Raw genomic sequence first — 19,411 nt, 5'->3', positions numbered from 1 at the left:
TCGAAAGTTGTAAACCCAAAGGTCAAAAGCAGAAAACGGCATGACCTTATACGTTAAGACCTAAAAATATAAATATATGAAATTAGCAGAAATATCCATAAAACGTCCTTCGTTAGTAATTGTATTGTTTACGATTCTAACACTTGGTGGACTGTTCAGTTACAGCCAATTGGGTTACGAATTGATTCCAAAATTCGAAACCAATGTAATTACTGTTGCCACTATTTATCCGGGTGCATCACCAAGTGAGGTAGAAAATACGGTTACCAAAAAAATTGAAGATGCCATTGCATCCTTAGAAAATATTAAAAAAATAGACTCGAAGTCCTACGAAAGTTTATCAACAGTGTCCATTACATTAACGTCTTCGGCTGATGTTAATATTTCCATGAACGATGCGCAGCGTAAAATAAATGCTATTCTTAGTGATTTGCCTGATGATGTTGAAACGCCTTCATTGACTAAATTTTCTTTAAGCGATTTACCAATTATGACTATTGGTGCCAACGGAAAAATGGATGAAGTTGCTTTTTACGACTTAATTGATAAAAAATTAGCACCCGTTATTTCTCGAGTAGAAGGTGTAGCACAAGTAAATATTATTGGCGGACAAGAAAGAGAAATTCAAGTAAATCTTGATGCGGTAAAAATGCAAGCCTACGGACTTTCGATTCCGCAAGTGCAACAAACTATTTTATCTTCTAATTTGGATTTTCCAACAGGAAACATTCAAACTCGTGAGCAGAAAATACTAATTCGTTTAGCCGGAAAATATAAAACTGTTGATGAATTAAGAAACTTAATTGTATCTTCTAAAAACGGAATACAAGTTCGTTTAGACGCTATTGCTGATGTTCAGGATACTCAAAAAATTCCTGAAAAAATAGCGCGTGTCAATCAAAAAAGTGCTATTATTTTACAAATCATCAAACAATCGGATGCCAATGCGGTTGCCGTAAGTGAAGAGTTAGTTAAAACAATTGCTAAACTGGAAACGGATTATAAAGCAAACGGATTAAAACTTGAAATAGCAAAAGACAGTACTATTTTCACATTAGAAGCTGCCGATGCTGTTGTGCATGATTTACTAATTGCGGTACTTTTAGTGGCTCTTGTGATGTTATTTTTCTTGCACAGCATCAGAAACTCATTGATTGTAATGGTTTCTATTCCTGCTTCATTAATTGCTACGTTCATTGGAATTTATTTGATGGGGTATACCTTAAACTTAATGAGTTTATTAGGACTTTCTCTTGTGGTGGGTATTCTTGTGGATGACGCCATTGTGGTTCTCGAGAATATTTACAGGCACATGGAAATGGGGAAAAATAAAGTTCGAGCTGCTTATGATGGAACTGCAGAAATTGGTGGAACTGTTGTATCGATTACTTTAGTAATTGTAGTAGTGTTTCTACCAATTGCAATGAGTACCGGATTGGTTTCTAACATTATTACACAATTCTGTGTAACGGTTATTATCTCGACATTGCTGTCATTAGTCGCTTCATTTACAATCATCCCATGGTTATCTTCCAGATACGGGAAATTAGAACACATTCAAGGTAAAAATCTTTTTGGAAGAATCATCCTGGGATTTGAAAGCTATTTGACACGATTTACAAATTGGGTCTCCAGATTATTAGAATGGTGTTTGGATCATTATTTTAAAACACTAGCTATCGTTTTAGTACTCTTTTTTGGATCGATGATTAGTTTATTTGGCGGTGGATTTATTGGTGGGGAATTCTTTGCCGCGTCTGATAGTGGTGAGTTTTTAGTTCAGATAGAAATGCCAAAAGATGCTTCATTAGAGCAAACCAATTTCATGACGCAAAAAGCAGAAGCATTCTTGCAGAAAGAAGAGTATGTTTTTAGTCAAATTACAACGATTGGTCAAACCAGTGAAGGTCTTGGTGCTTCGCAAGCCACTGCTTACAAATCGGAGATAAACGTAAAAATGGTTGGATTAGACAAACGTAATGAACCTGCAAATGTGTATGCTGCAAAAACCAAACGCAAATTAGAAAAAATACTAGTTGGTGCCAAAGTAAAAACAGTTCCAGTTGGTATTTTAGGAACTGCAGAAGATGCTACTTTAGGATTAATTGTAACGGGGCCAAATGTAGAAAGCGCCATGCAATTTGCAAAAGCAGCAGAAAAAGAATTACGTACCATTCCTGGAGCAACAGAAATCGAATTGTCTGTAGAAGATGGAAATCCAGAAGTAAACGTAAAAGTCGATAGAGATAAAATGGCCGCTTTAGGATTGAGTTTGCAAACAGTAGGTATGACCATGCAAACTGCTTTTAGCGGAAATACTGATGGTAGATTTAGAGCTGGTGAATACGAATATGACATCAACATTAAATACAATGCATTCGACAGAAAAAGTATCGCAGATGTCAGAAACTTAATTTTCATAAACGATAGTGGTCAACAAATAAAACTGAATCAATTTGCAACCGTAACCGAAGGTTCCGGTCCAAGTGAATTAGAACGAAGAGACAAATCAGCATCGGTAACTGTAAAAGGCCAAAATGTGGGTGTGGCTTCAGGAACTATTGTAACACAATGGCAAGAAAAAATTGAAAAATTAAAAAAACCAACCGGTGTAAATTATATTTGGGGTGGTGATCAGGAAAACCAGTCCGAAGGTTTTGGTACATTAGGAATTGCGTTATTAGCTGCAATTGTCTTGGTTTACCTGGTAATGGTTTCGTTATACGACAGTTTTGTACATCCATTTGTGGTATTGTTTGCCATCCCGCTTTCCTTTATTGGTGCAATGTTGGCTTTGGCTTTAACCAATAATACACTGAATATATTTACCATTTTAGGTATCATCATGCTTATTGGTCTGGTGTGTAAAAATGCGATTATGCTTGTAGATTATACCAATCAAAGGCGTAAAGCTGGCGAAACGGTCAGAACAGCATTAATCCAAGCAAATCATGCGCGTCTTCGTCCAATTTTGATGACCACTATCGCGATGGTATTTGGTATGTTCCCCATTGCGCTAGCCTCTGGAGCTGGAGCGGAATGGAAAAACGGTTTGGCTTGGGTAATTATTGGGGGATTAATTTCCTCATTATTCTTGACTTTAGTAGTAGTTCCGGTAATTTACCAAATTATGGAAAAAGCCATCAGTAGACTTTCGAAAGGAGAAAAAGTTGATTATGAAGCTGAAATGGTTGCCGATTATGAGCATAAAGAACTAAGTGAAGATGGATTTAATCCAAAACATACCGTTTAAAATCTGAATTTATTATAAAAGATAAAACCTGTTCATTAGTTTGAACAGGTTTTTTTATGGCTAAAAATCCATTAAGAATTCAATTTTAACAATAGCAACAACTGGCTTTTACACCTTCTTAATCACATAGGTCACAATTCCCCAGATGATTAATTGATTTTCTTCCGTGACTTTTATCGGAGCATAATTGGAATTTTCAGGCATCAGATACAAACAGTCTTTCTCCAGTTGTATGCGTTTCACCGTAAATTCTCCATCGATAAAGCAAATTGCAATTTTATTGTTCTGTGGCTCCAAGCTTCTATCCACAACAAGAACATCTTTATCATTGATTCCAGCATCAATCATAGAATTTCCTTTGACTCTGATGTAAAAAGTAGCTAATGGGCTTTCACTCAATTGCTTGTTCAAATCAATGCTCATTTCCATAAAATCTGCGGCCGGTGATGGAAATCCCGCCGAAACCCCTTCGTTTATGAAAGGAATTCGCAATTCACTTTCAAAATCAGGCAGAAAGAACATTAGTTTTTGTCCGTTATTTATTGGCATTTGATTTCGAGTATGTCTTTAAAATTAGTGGTGTATCCGGGTGACAAATGGTTCTGATTCATGTTCCAGGTCAGACTTAAATTTTGGGTAGCCAACTTTACTTTCTTGTCTCCAATTTTGTTATTGAGACCATCCATCACTTTCATCAGCAGCAAATGTTTTGGGTTTTCTTCGTCAAACAGCTGCAATTGTTTCTTGTTTTGATCAATCAATTCCGTGACGATCACGCCCGCTTTCTTGAATTTCAAATGTTCATTTCCTTGGTGCAGTTTCTTCAACATTGCGATAGCAACATTAGAAATTGTCAATGTAGAATTTGACGCATACGGCAATGTAATCGCCATATTAAAATAATATTTTGAGGTTTGTACCGTATGTTTATCCACCACTAACATTACAATAATGGTATGACAGCAGGAATTTTGTTTGCGTAATTTCTCTGCACAAACCGCGGCAAAAGTTGCTACACGTTCGCGCAGCAAATCAAAATCAGCAATTTGTTTTGGGAAACTTCTGGTCGTAGCAATACTTTTCTTTTGGTCAACAATGGGCTCTAAATCCAATACTGATTTTCCTTCGAGTTCATATTTTAAACGCATCCCAATCACACCCATTTCTTTTTTGATCCAAGCTTCGTGTTGTGGTGCCGTAAAATCCAGAGCGGTCACAATATTTTTAGCTTTCATCTTTTTATTCATCCGGTAACCAATGCCCCAGACATCTTCAATCTTTATCCATTTCAAGGCTTTGATTCGTTTTTCTTCCGTATCAATAACGTAAACGCCTTGCGTTCTGTCTTGGAATTTCTTGGCAATTTTATTGGCTACTTTAGACAATGCTTTGGTTTCGGCAAAGCCAATGCAAACCGGAATCCCTACCCATTTTCGTATCCGAGTTTTCATTTGGATTCCATACTCATGATAATCGGAAATCGTCAAACCATCAAAATTCAGGAAGGCTTCATCAATGCTGTAAATTTCTAGATTTGGTGTAAACTGCCCTAAAATAGCCATCACCCGATTGCTCAAGTCTCCATACAGTGCATAATTGGATGAAAATAATGTTATATTTTTCTCTTTTACCAATTCCTTAATCTGAAATGCCGGCGCACCCATAAGAATCCCGGCCGCTTTTGCTTCATTGCTTCTGGAAATCACGCAACCGTCGTTATTTGATAATATTGCAACCGGCTTTCCGTTGAATTTCGGCTGAAAAACACGTTCGCAGGAAGCGTAAAAATTGTTACAATCAACTAAAGCATACATGTTGCAAAATTACTCAATATCAGTTGAAGCGAGTTCGTAACAACAGTTAATTTTAAGCACTGTTGATAAGTAGTTTTTGTAGTGAAAAGGATTTAAAAGTAGCTAATGCTCCTTTACTGGCATTCTTCTTTTATGAAAAACATCAACAGGTACAGTAATTTTATGAAAAAAAATCATAATAATTGCTTTTCAATAAAATTGTTTTTTGTTTTTAATACAAATTAAAATACTGATTTTAAGTGGATTAAGCCTACAAAATCAGGCCGTACTTTAAAGACACAATCCCTTGATTAAAAATTTTGGCATGCTCCTTGAATATCCCTTATCAAATAACACAAAAAGCGAAAGCCGAAAAGCTCAAGAGTAGGCAAAATTCAAAAGAACTGTATCATGAAAAAAATTACCTTTTTAGTAGCTAGTATCTTCATTTTGGGAGGTAGTATAGCGAATGCCACAGAAAAAATCGATTTTTCTGTAGAAAGAAGATCTCCAGTAGATTTTAGAGATGCCGACCCAATTGTGTTCACAGAAAGAGGAATTGAGTTTTTTATTTTCCCTGACGGACAATTAGATTTTAATACACGTCCTACAATTGGACGGGATATCTATTATAAGTCAAGCCGAAAAAATGGGGTAAACAAAACCCATGGTGTGCCAGGCAATGTGCGAAACGGGAATTATGGGGTAAAAGTAGCACACGATAATATGGGGAGAGTAAGACAAGTAGGAAATGTGTTTATCAACTATGATTCAAATGACCGCATCAAACGAGTGGGTTCCGTGTATATGACCTACAACCGATTTGCATTGGAACGCGTAGGAGGTTTAGAAATAATCTACAACCGTCATGGCCAGATTGTTGAAACTGTTGGCGCTGTAAAAGGTGGTAGAAGTTACCAATACGGTCAAAACAGAAATGATCGTGATTACGACAATGATTTTGGTGGCAACCAAAACTCAGAGGACGACGACTCTTACTATTACAGAACAAATGGCCCCAAAGCAAAAATTGAAAAAACGAAAGGAACCGGTCGCGTAGCCATCGTAATCAATAGAAGATAGTTTGTTAGTTATAAATGGTTTGTTTGAAAAATCCCGTTGGTATTCGTATCAACGGGATTTTTGTTTGAACAATTGAAAACACTACAAATTCCCCATAATTTGGTCCATAACCCAACTCGTATGCGTTGCTGTCAAACCTGTAGAAGGGTGTGTACTGTGGCCAAGAAGGTCCTCTCGCATTTGCTGTACATGATACAACTGAATATTTTCAGGATGGTCAATGAGTACTTCTGTTTGTCCTTGTGCGTTCGAAAGCACTACAGGATCGTTTTCAAATACAGAAAACGTTATTTTTCCTTTGCTTCCATAAATGACCACTTTATCTTCCCGTTCATAGCACCCAAAATTCCAGCTTCCGGTACCTGTAATTCCAGATTCATGCAACCAACAGGCAGTCGCGGCATCTTTAGCAGCGTACAATCCCTGTTGATTAATACTAAGCCCCGAAACTTCTTTTATATTTCCCAGTAAATGCGTGAATAAATCCAGGCCGTGACTTGCTAAATCATCAAAATAACCGCCTGCAGCAATCAACGCATCAGTTCGCCAATTGTATTCGCCTGATAAATCCGTAGAACTTGCAGGTTTACTCAAATGCCATCTTATGTGTCTGATGTCACCAATGCTATTGGTATCAAGCCACGCTTTTATTTGTTCAAAACGAGGTAATGTTCGGCGATAATAGGCTACAAACAACGGAATTTTTTTTGCTGCGAAAGCAGTACAAATCGAGAGACTGTCTTGATAATTTGGAGACAAAGGTTTTTCGATACAACATATTTTACCGGCTGCAGCCACCATGAGTCCATACAATTTATGCACATCCGGAGGCGTGGCAATATAAATCGCATCAATCTCAGGATCATTAATCAAATCATCGGCATTTGTGTAATATTTGCTGATTCCGTGTCTTTTAGCATAATCCGCAGCCTTAACCGCATCTCTTCGCATTACTGCTACCACTTGAAAACCATCCGTTTTCTGGTACGCAGGACCACTTTTCAGTTCGGTAACATCGCCACAGCCTAATATTCCCCAGCGGATTACTTTTGTAGGTTCACTCATAATGATAATTTTTCATTGCCTCAGACGATTGTGCGCTACTGCGACTGTTTTGCGTAATAGTTAACCAGAAAGAAATTATGCTTCTTGTAGATACAACGCTGGATGGAACTTAATTGCTTATCGTTTGAAATTCTCGTTTTACTCACAACCATCAATTCCACAACTGTCTCCATCGGTGGTATTCAATACCGTGACTTTCGAATCAAATTTGCCTTCCTCCCATACTTTTTCAAGTGTTTTCACAAAGGTTTCCACATGTTGCGCACCCGAAACTGCATATTTATTATCGAAAACAAAAAAAGGAACTCCTTGAACCCCGACAGATTGCGCCTCATTTATATCCTGCTGCACTTCATTTGCGTACGCATCAGAATTTAGCACTTCATCAATAGCTTCGCCATTCAGTCCTACTTCCAGTCCTAACGCTTTCAATGTATCCAAATCATTAATATTCTTACCATCCGTTAAATAGGCTTTGAACAGTAATTCTTCTAAGTCATTTGCCAAATCATATTTTTTAGCCAAATGCAACAAGCGATGTGCATGCAGCGAATTGGCCATAACCGCTTTTTCAAAATTGAAATCCAATCCTGCATTTTTAGCATTTTCAGTCATATTATTCAGCATCTCTTGTGCCCAATCTTTATCTTTTCTATATTTTTCGGCCAAATGCTCAACCATATCATCCTCTGGAGAAGCAACAAAGCCGGCGTCTAACTGAAAACTTTTCCATTCAATTTCAACTGCATCTTTATGCTCAAAATTCTGTAAAGCACCTTCTATTCTTCTTTTTCCAATATAACAAAACGGACACATGATATCCGACCAGATTTGTATTTTTAATGTATTTCCCATTTTCCTTTAATTAAATTCAAAAATTAATTTTATAATACAAAATTAATCAATTCAGTTTTGAGCTTTTGGGGTTTTAGTGTTTAATTATAGATACTGGAATAGTAAATATTTATTTGAATCAGAAAGTCAGAAAAGTAATCCTTTATAATAGAACCAAAAAAACCATCAAAATTGCTCGTGATGGTTTTTTGTCAACTATAATCATTATACTAAAACTTCAACGTTAATCCCGCTAAGAAATTAATTCCTGCTTGTGGATAATAATACGGATAGATGTCATATATGTATCCGTTAGAAACGTATTTTTTATCTAAAAAATTGTTTACAAGACCTGTTACAATTATTTCTTTAAAAATTGATTTGGGTTTAAAGGTGTAAGCAACATTCAAATCATTCACAAAATAATCCGCCAACTTTGCAGCCGGTAATTCGATGTTGTTCATGTATTGTTCCCCAACGAATTTTTGCAACCATGAAATATGAAGATTTTCAATGGGCGTATAAACCAAAATATTTCCCGCAATTATTGATGGTGAATACGCAATTTCAGTAGTTCCGTAATTTTGACCTTCAACAGCTAAATCCAAATTTTTATTGGCACTCAAGGTAAAATTTGGACGAATAATCAATTGGTCTGTCAACGCTATTGTAGCATCCACTTCCAGCCCTAAACGGTAACTCTTTTCGCTGTTGGAGCGTATAGGAGCACCTACATCGTCTAAACTCCCTGTCAAAATCAATTGGTCTTTATAGGCCATATAATACACATTCGAGTTAAATTGTACTTTTTCCGCAACATATCTCCACCCCAATTCAAAGTCATTTAGTTTCTCTGGCTTTACGTTTCCGCCTTCATAATCACTCCTATTCGGTTCGCGATTGGCTCTGGCATAAGACAAATACACGGAATTTCCGGAATTGATCGTATAGGTCAATCCCGTTTTAGGGTTAAAGAAATTAAACGTATCATCCACAAGTGTTGGTTGAACACCATTAGCCTTGTAATTCACTGAACGATATTGCAAATCTCCAAATAAACTTAGCTGTTCTGTGATTTGGTAATTGGCTTTCGCAAAAATATTCCCGTCCGTTTTATTGGCATAATCATCGTAATAGCGATCTCCTAACTCACTCTGTGAAGCATTTCGTGCCCAGATCACTTTTCCAAAATGGTCGCCTTCATACTTATTCCATCCACCACCAAAAATTACATCCAGTTTTTCCTCTTTATAATTAGCAGAAAAAGTAGTACCGTAAAAATCATTATCCAACCATTTTTGACGCACTAAATCCGTTCTATTTATTGTTGTTCCTCCAATAGTAATTGGCGTCAAGTTATAGCTGGAAAATTTAGCATCTTCTTTATAATTTTCATAGAATCCTTTTCCTTTGGTGTAATGCAAAGCAAAATTAGTACTCCAGTTTTCAGATATTTTTTCGTTCCAATGCAATTGAGAGTGATCTTGCTGGTAATTATCCGTTTCATTATCATAAAAACGAGCATTTCCTTGCTCGTCCGTAAAAGCACCTGATGAATTAAACGTTCGGTCATTCTGCAGCGTTTCTGCATCTATTCCGTTCCAAGACTGGTACGTTTTTTCGGTACCTCCAAAAGCCAATGCTTTTATCAAAGTCGTTTTGCCGACATACGTTCCCTGTAGAAAATAGGATTTCAAATCAGAAGCGCCACGATCTACAAACCCGTCAGACTTGATGGCTGATAACCTTCCTGCGATTTCAAAATGGTCGTTCATCAAACCCGTACTGAATTTTACGGTGTGTTTTCTGGTATTGAAACTACCCACAGAGTTCGATATTTCACCAGAGCTTTCTTTGGCAAAATTGTCCGTCAACATGTTTAAGCTCGCCCCAAAAGCACCCGCTCCATTCGTAGACGTTCCTACGCCACGTTGCAATTGCAAACTTTCTAATGATGAAGCAAAATCTGGCATATTTACCCAAAAGGTTCCCTGACTTTCAGAATCATTGTAAGGAATTCCGTTGATAGTGACATTCACTCTTGTTGCATCGCTACCACGTACGCGAATTCCGGCATACCCTACTCCATTTCCCGCATCAGAAGTCGTCACAACTGACGGCAAATAATTCATTAAAATAGGAATATCCTGTCCTAAGTTTCGGAATTTGATTTCCTTTTTGTCCAAATTACTGAAACTTACCGGCGTTTTAGTAGTGACCCGCACCGCCGAAACCAAGACTTCATCAAGTTGGTTTACTTTCGTAGTGTCTTTAACTTGAGAAAAAGAGATAAATGATGTAAAGAGAAAGACAGAAGACATAAAATATGTCAGATTCTTGGACTTTGAAACTTTAAGACTTTGAGACTTTGAGACTAAAATAGTATTCATCCGTAAATAAGATTACGAATAAAAGGGGGAATTATTCCTTTTGTTAAATTAATAAATGATTGTTTCCTATGACAAATAGATAGTGTGCACGCTATTTTCTTTGTCATTTTTTCCCTTAGCGACATTACTCGCCCAGGTTCGTTGGGTATGATCTCAGCTCGTTATTTAGAGCACCCCTTTGAGACAGCGCAAAAGTAGTTTTTTTTGTTCGAAATTTAGAATTTTAGAAAATAAAAAATAAAATCTTATTCTAAATTTGGTTTTCTCCTGTTTTTCTTGACTTCAGAAATAGTCTTTTTATCCTTTATTCTTTTTCTAATGACTGATTTAGGGATTCTGGTGGGTTTTCTTTCTTTTGGAACAAGCAATGCATTTTTTATTAATTCCAAAAATCGTTTGATTACGAGTTCTTTGTTTCTAAATTGACTTCGGTCTTCCTCACAATTTAAAATTAAAACAGCATCAGTGGTAAGTCTGGACGATAATTTAGTTGCAATCAAAAGTTTTTCTTCGTCCGTTAAAGCCAGAGAATGGTGCAGATCAAAAGTCAACACCACTTTAGAGGATACTTTATTTACGTTCTGACCGCCGGCTCCACTGCTGCGGACTGCTTTAAAACTTAATTCGGATACGATTTTTTCTATTTCCATTGATGCATAAATTTTAGAACTGATGTGCCGGTTTCAACAAATCATTCACCGTTTTGACCGGATTAAAAGTAATCAAAGGCACCTCAACAAACACAGTCAGCCATTTAGCCATTGCGCCGTTCCATAAACCAGGCAATTCATACCCTTTGATGTTTTTGCCCGCTACATTTTTTTCCACAATAAAACCACTACTATAATCCACAAAGTGAGTGAGATCAAATTTCTCTTTTTTATAATTTTTTAGGCTACAGACTAAATCAACCGGATTAAAATGGGTAGCAGCATCCAGAATTGCCTTTTGATTGTCGTTTGCCAAATCGACTTGGAAACCTTCTACGATTTGCAATGAAATTCCTCCTTGATGATCCCGGACCCAAAACGGCCCTCCTCCGGGTTCACCCTCGTTTTTTACCATTCCGCATACGCGAATCGGCCTATTTAAAATCGCTTTTATTTCCTTGACTTTATTGTCCAGACTGTCCGTATGAGAACCGTCCTTCATTGTAGTATTCAATTTTTCCTTCAAAAAAAGAATAATTTCATCTACAAACGCGGACTCAATTGCCACAGTATCCAAGGCGTTTAAATACCTGAAAACCTGCTGCTGTATTGCTAGCAAAATGCCCGCCAACCCTTTTTTGTACAAAGAAATTTTCTCTAAATTGTTTTGAATTACATTGTCAATGTTTTTGATAAATACTATATCAGCCTCTAAATCATTCAAATTGGCAATCAAAGCACCGTGTCCTCCGGGCCTGAAAACTAATTGTCCCTTTTCATCTCGGAACGGCTTATTTTTCATAGTAACCGCAAGTGTATCAGTTCGCTTGCTTTGATAGGAAAAACTAACTTGTATTGTTACACCCGATTGCTTTTCAATTTTAGATTTAATTGCATCAATGCGGCTTTCAAACTTTTTTTGATGGGATTCTGACACTGTAAAATGCAAATGAGAACAGTTATTAGTGCTCGTATAATGCGTACATTCCTGTAAATGCTCTTCCACAGGAGTTGCAATATGGGTTTTGTATTTATGAAAAGGAAGAGTCCCTTTTGGCTGATTTGCAAAGTCAAAATAATCAGATGACAAAATAAATTTTATAAAATAATAATTTTTCAAACTTGGATCTAAAGTATCAAAAGCGGCATACTCGGCTCTGAGTCGTTTATCGATTGCATCAAAAAAGGGAAGTTTTTCCATTCCCACGATAAAAACAGCAAGTTTATTTGCTTTTTTTCGGTTGATATAGGAGTTAATTGATTCATTTTCAACATCAAATTCATTGATGAATTCCGTCAAAAACTTAAACATTCTGCTGGCTGCTCCGGAAGCAGGCACAAATTTCTGTAATTTCAGATTTGATTTATGGGCATCAAAAAAAAGGGATTTTTCTTGAAAATCTTTTTCAGATAGCTTTAAAATACCATTAGACACTGTTGCCGGACGAACCAAATCTGCTTTGGGGATACCGTTTTTAAAAAAATTCAATTGCTTTTGAATGTTTTTCATTGAAATTCCATACTCCTGAATATACAGAAAATCATCCGAGGAAAACCCGAGTTCCCTTGCTAAAGTTAAGTCATTAACACTTGCAATTGCCTTTTTGAGACGCAAATCCTGGTCTCCGGAAAGGGTTATAAATGGTTTATTATTATCGATTAAAGATTGTTTAAACACGGCAAAAACAGATTCTCTTCCTTCTGCTTTGTCTCGCAAATCATCTTTTTCCCAGGGTACATCAATATCTGTCAGAAAAAACAAATCGTATTCATGTGCGCGAGCTGCTTCATGCAACAAAGGATCACAATAGTTGTAATACACCTCCGAAAAAACTTTGGTCACCATTAGATTCGTATCACAAAAAAGATATTTATTGGCAATCAGCGTTCGTTCATTTTCTAATTTAGCTTGACCGTAAGCAATGGGCAGCATATCATCAACGGTACATATTTGCTGACTTAAATCCCACTTTTCTTGCAGGTAATCACGTGCAAACTCCGGAACCCATTCCGTTTTATAATAGTCTGCAAGCTGTCTGGCCAAGGTAGTTTTGCCAGTGCTTTCAGGACCAAATAAAGCTATTTTAATTATTTTTGTAACTCCGTTTGAGAGCTGTCTGAGATTTTCTTCCATTCTAAATAGCCAAAAATGGCAACTATTGTAAATACTATGTATTGAAAACTGGTAAAGGTATAGCCTTTGGCAAAATACAACGGAATGGAAATTACATCTCCAATAATCCAAAATACCCAATTCTCGACTTTCCTTTTGGCCATGAGCCACATTCCCACAAAGAAAATCCCTGTAATAAATGTATCTACATAGGCATACCAAGTGGTAAATTTACCAAAATAGTGATATACTGAAACCACAAAAGCGACCGTAAATATAAAAAGAATTATCGCAATTCGTTTTTCAGAACTTGAAATTTTTGAAATTGGGAATTCTTCCGTATCGCCTTTTTTTCGGGTCCAATGGTACCAGCCATAAATACTCATTACAAAATAATAGCCATTAATCATCATGTCACCCCACAAGGTCCATTTCCAGAGCAAATACACAAATATGGATGTACTCACTAATCCGGTTGGAAAAACCAGAATATTGTCTTTTTTGGCGTACCAAACACTCCATAATCCAAAAATGACAGCTATAATTTCCAAGATAATATCTAATGTTGAATACTCGCTGTACTGCGAAAAAAAATAGTCTATCATTAATTAAGGTTAAAAAAATTAATATCCTTTTCAAAAGCGGTTCCTATAATTACTAGATCGGCTCCGGCAGCATACGCGTTTTGAATTCCCTGCAAATCTACAATACCACCACCAACAAGTAACGGAATTTCAATATTTTGAGTAACTAATGCAATCATTTCTAACGGAACAGCTTGTTTAGCGCCACTTCCCGCTTCGAGATAAATCAGTTTATTACCTAACATTTCGCCGGCTTGTGCCGTAGCCAATGCTAAATCCAGATTATTTCTATCTAAAGGCTTTGTTTTACTAATGCGTTCTACTGCGGTTTCAGTGCCGCTTTCAATCAAAATATAACCGGTAGAAATGATCTCGAGTTGGGTTTGTTTTAAAATGGGTGCCACTTTTACTTGGTGTTCGATTAAAAAATCAGGATTGCGACCAGAAATTAAAGACAAAAATAAAATTGCATCGGCTTTATCTGAAATTTGAGATGGGTTTCCAGGAAATAAAACGATAGGCAATGTGCTGCTTTTTTTTATTTCTATAATTAATTCGTCTAAAATGTTGTTTTCAACCTGGCTTCCGCCAATGAAAATATGTGTTGCGGGTGATTGATTGATTTTTGAAATTAAACTAGGTAAATTTTCCAAAACTATTTTATCAGGATCCAGAAGAATCGCCAGGAGCTTTTGACATTCGACTTTAGATTGTATGATTTCGTTATAAATGTTTGTCATTTTTGGTACGCAGATAACGCGGATTTTGTGGATTTAAACGGATTTCTGATACTTTATATTGTTGCTTATTAATTGTCTTTTCATTGCTTAACCAGTACGGGCAAAGCAATGACAAACTGCGCGATGAAATACTGTGTACTATTTTTCGAAAGCATAAACTAACGTAAAATCCTCTATTTCTTCAAAATGAATATTGAAATCCTTCAATACATTATTAAAATGAAGTTTAGCTTTATTTTGTTTAGCATTTAATTCAAATGAATGAACGTTTATATGGTCTTTGAAACTGATTCCTCTTTCGTTTCTAATTTTGAAAATAGCCTCTTTGGCACCCCAAATAACCGTTAATTTTCGGATATATTCTTCACTATCCATATCCAAGAATTGAAACTCGCTGTCACAAAATTTATGTGCTATTTTGATGATTTTATTGCGTTGCAATTCAATGTCGATTCCTACAGTTTCGTCACTGATTATAATGGCCGAAAACTCATGAGAATGTGTGATGGAAATGTGCTTCCCATCGTGTAAATGGGGTTTTCCGAAGGTGTCATAATACAAATCAAAATCAGTATATCCGGCTTGTTGCAATGCCTTACGAACGCTCAAGAAGGCGCGTTGGTGCATTTCGGATTTCATTCCGTCCAGTCGATTTTGATTGTTTACATTAAGAACAATCTGTTGGTTTAATTCGGAGAAAGGTTCCGTTATTTTCCAAATTAAAATTTGGGTGGCGGCATTAGGATGTATGATTTTATAAAGCGGCATCGTGTTGTGATCTTGATTTTTAGCCCCGGTAGCAGTGATATCCTTTTTTCACGCTTTTTTGCGTGTAAAAAGATATAGCGAATAACGGGAAATAGCTCCAGAAACTGAAACAAGTTCAGCTTAAAGAAATTATTTAGTTAATGTTCAAAAGATTAGCGAATTAAACAATTCATAAATCTTCTGGAAAACCGTAAAATTCTAAAGTTATTGCGTAAATTTGCAAAAAATTTTCACCCGAGCCTGAAAGGCGAACGGACGAAGTAATTACAAATATACTATAAATGAGTACTACAACTATGCCTTTTGTGGCTTTCAAAGTAAAAGACATTTCCCTGGCGGCTTGGGGAAGAAAAGAAATTGAATTAGCAGAAGCTGAAATGCCAGGTTTAATGGCGCTTCGTGCGGAATACAAAAACGAACAACCACTTGCTGGTGCTCGTATTGCGGGATGTTTGCACATGACAATCCAGACTGCGGTTTTGATTGAAACGTTGATCGCTCTTGGTGCTGAGGTGACTTGGAGTTCTTGTAACATTTTCTCTACACAAGATCAGGCTGCTGCAGCGATTGCTGCTGCTGGAATTCAGGTATATGCTTGGAAAGGGTTGAACGAACCTGATTTTGACTGGTGTATTGAGCAAACATTATTTTTTGGTGAAGACAGAAAACCATTGAACATGATTCTTGATGACGGTGGGGATTTGACCAATATGGTTATAGACCGTTACCCGGAATTAGTTGCAGGAATCAAAGGATTATCCGAAGAAACTACCACTGGAGTACACAGATTATACGAAAGAGTAAAAGCAGGAACATTGCCAATGCCGGCAATCAACGTGAATGACTCGGTTACTAAATCGAAATTTGACAACAAATACGGTTGTAAAGAATCAGCAGTTGATGCAGTTCGTCGTGCCACTGACTTGATGCTTGCTGCAAAAAGAGTAATCGTTTGTGGATACGGTGACGTAGGTAAAGGGACAGCAGCTTCTTTTAGAGGTGCTGGTTCTATTGTTACAGTTACTGAAATTGACCCAATTTGTGCGCTTCAAGCAGCAATGGACGGTTTTGAAGTAAAAAAATTAGATACGGTTATTGCAACTGCTGATATTATCATTACCACTACTGGAAATAAAGATATTGTTTTGGGTTCTCATTTTGAGAAAATGAAAGACAAAACTATCGTTTGTAACATTGGACATTTTGACAACGAAATTGATATGGCTTGGTTGAACACTAACCACGGTGCATCAAAAATCGAAATCAAACCTCAAGTTGATAAATACACTATTGCTGGAAATGATATTATTGTTTTGGCTGAAGGCCGTCTGGTAAATCTTGGTTGTGCTACAGGTCACCCAAGTTTTGTAATGAGTAACTCCTTTACTAACCAAACACTGGCTCAAATCGAATTATGGAAAAACAGTGCGGCATACAACAATGATGTGTACATGTTACCAAAACATCTTGATGAGAAAGTAGCCATGTTACACTTAGCTAAATTGGGTGTTGAATTAGAGACGTTACGTACTGATCAAGCGGATTACATTGGCGTTCCAGTTGAAGGCCCGTTCAAACCAGAATATTACAGATACTAGTCGAGTCATTGCGAGGAAACGAAGCAATTCTCACTATTATAATACAAACCCTTGCAGTTCCGAAGTTTCGGGAGCAAGGGTTTTTTGTTTTTGGGCGTGACCCTTCGCAAAAACTACGGGTCGGATACTTATACGTGCCCTGCTAATGAAACCCCAACGACCAATGGAAATTGGTACGCCAAAAAGAACGGCACGTCAATAAGCCAGATGAAGCATTATAAATCTAGTGCTTGTCTGAGTTGTGAACTTTTAAAAAATGCACCAAAAATGCCAAAGGCAGACTCATTGAACGCTTCCAATATGCCGATTTTATTTATCAAAATAAAGTCAGAATCCAAAATAATTATAAAATATACCGCAGACGACAAGCCATCGTCAAACATCCAGCAGCCTGTCCCGCTCTTTGCAAGAGAGTAATAAAGCGGCAATGGGATTTTTATTATATCATGGCAACGAAAACCATAAAACGCGCCGCAGCTGATGTTGGATTGATTTTTACAGCCTACAACCTGCGCCGAATCTTCAACCTGATTGATCACAATCTACTAAAACAGTATCTAAGAATACTGGCGTTGTATTTTGTGATGTTAAGAGCAATTTTAACCCTTTATACGGACTGTTTTATTTTAATAATCATCAGCGACTTTTGCCAGAATGAATTTTAATTGTAGTTTAAATAACATATATTTACTCAATGATTAACAAAATACAGTTCGTTTAAAGGTTTTTAGACAAACTGACGTTAGCGGGAATCGCACCCACTATAACCGTAAAATAAAACAAAAGAAAACATGAAAAAAACATTGCTTTTAATCGCTCTTTTAACGGTTTTTAATAATACTTATTCACAAGAAGACAAAGTCGATCTTGCAATAAAAGAACTTATTCAAAAAAATAAAATTGTCGGTTTACAATTATCGGTTATTAAAGAAAATGTTATTGTAAAAACAAGTCATTATGGATTCTCCAATATTCAAGATTCAATTGCTGTAAATAGTCAAACCGTTTTTAGCATTAATTCTATTACCAAAGCATTCACAGGAGTTGCAATCATGCAATTAGTAGAAAACGGAAAATTAAATCTAGAAGAACCTATTTCAAATTATTTAGATAAATTACCCCAAACTTGGCAAAAAATTACCGTAGAACAGCTTGCAACCCATAAATCGGGACTTCCTGATGTTTGGGATTCACAAGGCAATATGCTTTCCGAGGATGGTAATATTTTGTTCAAAAACGTCAAAAAGCTACCCCTTGCTTTTGAACCTGGAAAACATGTGAGAGAAGGCTTGGCAAATTACATGCTTCTAGGAATGCTTATAGAAAAAATTAGTGGACAGTCGTTTGAAAAATTTATTATGGAAAACCAATTCAAAAAAGCAGGAATGAAAAACGCCATGAAGGCAGGAATTGGGGATTTTTATAACATTATTAATAACTCATCAAGACCATATACTTATTTTAGAAATAATGTTCTAACTAATGTTTATCAACCAATGCCTTCAAATTTATTGCCTGCAGGTGGGATATATGCAACAGCAACCGAAATGGCACAATGGGTAATTGCATTACAAACTAATCAATTAATTAATGCTGAAAATCTTAAAATTCTTTTAAAACCTATTGAATTAGAAAACGGAAAACCATATGAAGAGAATGGTTTGCTCGACAGAACTTCAATTGGTTTTTCATTAAGTTCAAGAGCTGAAAATCCAATAATTGCTTCAATGGGTGGTGCAAGAAATGCATTATTTATTTATCCTAATAAAAATGTTTCAATAGTAATTTTGACAAATTTAATGGGTTCTCATCCTCAAGCTTTTATAGAAGAAATTGCTAAATTATACATTAACTAAAAATAACAACTGCTGCTAACAGCTAGGGCTTACAAGTGCTACTTAAAAAACCATAATGCCGGATTTTGACAAAACGTTTAGGCAAAATATGCAACGCAAAATGCCTGATAAATTCTGATGCATTTTTGAACCAAAAAAACCAACCTGTTTTAGTTTCAAATTGAGAGCTAATCCGATAAAATAATAAAGAAACCTCTCGATTTACAAATAAATCAATTCGGTAATCCTTATAATAATATAAGTTTATGGTATCTTTGAATAACATAAATTCTAAGAGACATACAGCTGCTAATTAATTTGTATATCACAACAAAAGATAAAACCCTTTAATTATAAAACCATGAATACTTATTCTATTATCGCTCAGCTTGTAATCGCAGTGTCCGTAGGTTACGTATGGATTTTTAGGTTTGATAACATTGTTAACGAATTTAAACAATACGGCATATCGGATTTGACAAGAAATGTTGTTGGAGCCACAAAAATAGCCTTATCAACCTTGTTAATAACAGGAATTTGGTATCCTGAATTAGTATTTATACCGGCACTTATAATGGCCTTTCTAATGATAAGCGCACAATTTTTTCATTTTAAAGCAAAAAACCCATGGTCTAAACACCTTCCTTCTTTATTCCTTTTGGCATTATCTCTTTTTGTTGCATTATGCGCTTCCAAATAATCAAA

General features: G+C 36.2%; 16 protein-coding genes and 1 pseudogene. 5 read left to right on the top strand and 12 right to left on the bottom strand.

The genetic code is table 11. From position 1 onward, the window contains the following. The first annotated feature begins 76 nt into the window (after positions 1–76). Complete coding sequence (locus EKL99_RS08275; protein WP_126456161.1) at positions 77–3,253, top strand: efflux RND transporter permease subunit; 3,177 nt, start codon at positions 77–79, stop codon at positions 3,251–3,253. Between the two features lie 108 nt (positions 3,254–3,361). Here the strand turns inward: EKL99_RS08275 and EKL99_RS08270 are convergent, their stop codons facing one another. Beyond that, complete coding sequence (locus tag EKL99_RS08270; RefSeq protein ID WP_126576748.1) at positions 3,362–3,802, bottom strand: LexA family transcriptional regulator; 441 nt, start codon at positions 3,800–3,802, stop codon at positions 3,362–3,364. Then, positions 3,793–5,067: a Y-family DNA polymerase gene (locus tag EKL99_RS08265; RefSeq protein ID WP_126553926.1), complete on the bottom strand. Its 1,275-nt coding sequence runs from the start codon at positions 5,065–5,067 to the stop codon at positions 3,793–3,795. The genes EKL99_RS08270 and EKL99_RS08265 overlap by 10 nt, the downstream gene beginning before the upstream one ends. A 390-nt stretch (positions 5,068–5,457) precedes the next feature. On the opposite strand from EKL99_RS08265, the gene EKL99_RS08260 reads away from it, so the two are divergent. Further along, positions 5,458–6,129, top strand: coding sequence for a hypothetical protein (locus EKL99_RS08260; RefSeq protein ID WP_126576747.1), 672 nt, complete (start codon positions 5,458–5,460; stop codon positions 6,127–6,129). An 81-nt stretch (positions 6,130–6,210) separates the two neighbouring features. Here the strand turns inward: EKL99_RS08260 and EKL99_RS08255 are convergent, their stop codons facing one another. The 8 genes from EKL99_RS08255 to EKL99_RS08220 all read right to left on the bottom strand — a co-directional run bounded on the left by EKL99_RS08255 (position 6,211) and on the right by EKL99_RS08220 (position 15,273). Then, entirely contained in the window at positions 6,211–7,194 is a 984-nt protein-coding gene (locus EKL99_RS08255) for a Gfo/Idh/MocA family protein (protein ID WP_126457551.1), read from the bottom strand. 138 nt (positions 7,195–7,332) lie between these two features. Then, entirely contained in the window at positions 7,333–8,049 is a 717-nt protein-coding gene (locus EKL99_RS08250) for a DsbA family protein (protein WP_126455170.1), read from the bottom strand. Positions 8,050–8,258: 209 nt separating this feature from the next. Then, positions 8,259–10,349, bottom strand: coding sequence for a TonB-dependent receptor (locus tag EKL99_RS08245; RefSeq protein ID WP_231507408.1), 2,091 nt, complete (start codon positions 10,347–10,349; stop codon positions 8,259–8,261). 314 nt (positions 10,350–10,663) lie between these two features. Then, positions 10,664–11,068 carry an alternative ribosome rescue aminoacyl-tRNA hydrolase ArfB gene (gene arfB, locus EKL99_RS08240; protein WP_126457557.1) on the bottom strand — a complete coding sequence of 135 codons (405 nt, stop codon included), beginning with the start codon at positions 11,066–11,068 and terminating at the stop codon, positions 10,664–10,666. Positions 11,069–11,081: 13 nt separating this feature from the next. Further along, a complete protein-coding gene (locus tag EKL99_RS08235; RefSeq protein ID WP_126576745.1) occupies positions 11,082–13,202 on the bottom strand; it encodes a DUF4301 family protein in 2,121 nt (706 codons plus the stop codon). Beyond that, on the bottom strand, positions 13,157–13,786 hold the full coding sequence (pnuC, locus tag EKL99_RS08230) for a nicotinamide riboside transporter PnuC (protein WP_126561472.1): 630 nt from the start codon (positions 13,784–13,786) through the stop codon (positions 13,157–13,159). Before pnuC ends, EKL99_RS08235 begins: the two co-directional genes overlap by 46 nt. Then, positions 13,786–14,505: a geranylgeranylglyceryl/heptaprenylglyceryl phosphate synthase gene (locus EKL99_RS08225; RefSeq protein ID WP_126576744.1), complete on the bottom strand. Its 720-nt coding sequence runs from the start codon at positions 14,503–14,505 to the stop codon at positions 13,786–13,788. The genes pnuC and EKL99_RS08225 overlap by 1 nt, the downstream gene beginning before the upstream one ends. A gap of 138 nt (positions 14,506–14,643) precedes the next feature. Further along, on the bottom strand, positions 14,644–15,273 hold the full coding sequence (locus tag EKL99_RS08220; RefSeq protein WP_126576743.1) for a 4'-phosphopantetheinyl transferase superfamily protein: 630 nt from the start codon (positions 15,271–15,273) through the stop codon (positions 14,644–14,646). Positions 15,274–15,554: 281 nt separating this feature from the next. On the opposite strand from EKL99_RS08220, the gene ahcY reads away from it, so the two are divergent. Continuing rightward, a complete protein-coding gene (gene ahcY, locus EKL99_RS08215; RefSeq protein ID WP_126457562.1) occupies positions 15,555–16,871 on the top strand; it encodes an adenosylhomocysteinase in 1,317 nt (438 codons plus the stop codon). 215 nt (positions 16,872–17,086) lie between these two features. On the opposite strand, the gene EKL99_RS14530 is transcribed toward ahcY, so the two are convergent. Continuing rightward, a complete protein-coding gene (locus tag EKL99_RS14530) occupies positions 17,087–17,410 on the bottom strand; it encodes a hypothetical protein (protein ID WP_197037227.1) in 324 nt (107 codons plus the stop codon). A gap of 252 nt (positions 17,411–17,662) precedes the next feature. On the opposite strand from EKL99_RS14530, the gene EKL99_RS08205 reads away from it, so the two are divergent. Beyond that, complete coding sequence (locus EKL99_RS08205) at positions 17,663–18,727, top strand: serine hydrolase (RefSeq protein WP_126576741.1); 1,065 nt, start codon at positions 17,663–17,665, stop codon at positions 18,725–18,727. Between the two features lie 28 nt (positions 18,728–18,755). Here EKL99_RS08205 and EKL99_RS08200 read toward each other — a convergent pair. Beyond that, positions 18,756–18,842: pseudogene (locus EKL99_RS08200) on the bottom strand (transposase); the annotation flags it as partial. Between the two features lie 225 nt (positions 18,843–19,067). Here EKL99_RS08200 and EKL99_RS08195 point away from each other — a divergent pair. Beyond that, positions 19,068–19,406, top strand: coding sequence for a DoxX family protein (locus tag EKL99_RS08195; RefSeq protein ID WP_126553940.1), 339 nt, complete (start codon positions 19,068–19,070; stop codon positions 19,404–19,406). Positions 19,407–19,411 lie beyond the last annotated feature (5 nt).

The organism is Flavobacterium sp. ZB4P23, assembly GCF_003970375.1.
Lineage (GTDB): Bacteria > Bacteroidota > Bacteroidia > Flavobacteriales > Flavobacteriaceae > Flavobacterium.
This window is presented reverse-complemented; position numbering and strand designations above follow the sequence as displayed.

Bases quoted from the DNA above. Each gene is read 5' to 3' on its own strand.
- EKL99_RS08275 (WP_126456161.1), top strand. From the start codon at position 77: ATGAAATTAGCAGAAATATCCATAAAACGTCCTTCGTTAGTAATTGTA.
- EKL99_RS08270 (WP_126576748.1), bottom strand. From the start codon at position 3,802: ATGCCAATAAATAACGGACAAAAACTAATGTTCTTTCTGCCTGATTTT.
- EKL99_RS08265 (WP_126553926.1), bottom strand. From the start codon at position 5,067: ATGTATGCTTTAGTTGATTGTAACAATTTTTACGCTTCCTGCGAACGT.
- EKL99_RS08260 (WP_126576747.1), top strand. From the start codon at position 5,458: ATGAAAAAAATTACCTTTTTAGTAGCTAGTATCTTCATTTTGGGAGGT.
- EKL99_RS08255 (WP_126457551.1), bottom strand. From the start codon at position 7,194: ATGAGTGAACCTACAAAAGTAATCCGCTGGGGAATATTAGGCTGTGGC.
- EKL99_RS08250 (WP_126455170.1), bottom strand. From the start codon at position 8,049: ATGGGAAATACATTAAAAATACAAATCTGGTCGGATATCATGTGTCCG.
- EKL99_RS08245 (WP_231507408.1), bottom strand. From the start codon at position 10,349: ATGTCTTCTGTCTTTCTCTTTACATCATTTATCTCTTTTTCTCAAGTT.
- arfB (WP_126457557.1), bottom strand. From the start codon at position 11,068: ATGGAAATAGAAAAAATCGTATCCGAATTAAGTTTTAAAGCAGTCCGC.
- EKL99_RS08235 (WP_126576745.1), bottom strand. From the start codon at position 13,202: ATGGAAGAAAATCTCAGACAGCTCTCAAACGGAGTTACAAAAATAATT.
- pnuC (WP_126561472.1), bottom strand. From the start codon at position 13,786: ATGATAGACTATTTTTTTTCGCAGTACAGCGAGTATTCAACATTAGAT.
- EKL99_RS08225 (WP_126576744.1), bottom strand. From the start codon at position 14,505: ATGACAAACATTTATAACGAAATCATACAATCTAAAGTCGAATGTCAA.
- EKL99_RS08220 (WP_126576743.1), bottom strand. From the start codon at position 15,273: ATGCCGCTTTATAAAATCATACATCCTAATGCCGCCACCCAAATTTTA.
- ahcY (WP_126457562.1), top strand. From the start codon at position 15,555: ATGAGTACTACAACTATGCCTTTTGTGGCTTTCAAAGTAAAAGACATT.
- EKL99_RS08205 (WP_126576741.1), top strand. From the start codon at position 17,663: ATGAAAAAAACATTGCTTTTAATCGCTCTTTTAACGGTTTTTAATAAT.
- EKL99_RS08195 (WP_126553940.1), top strand. From the start codon at position 19,068: ATGAATACTTATTCTATTATCGCTCAGCTTGTAATCGCAGTGTCCGTA.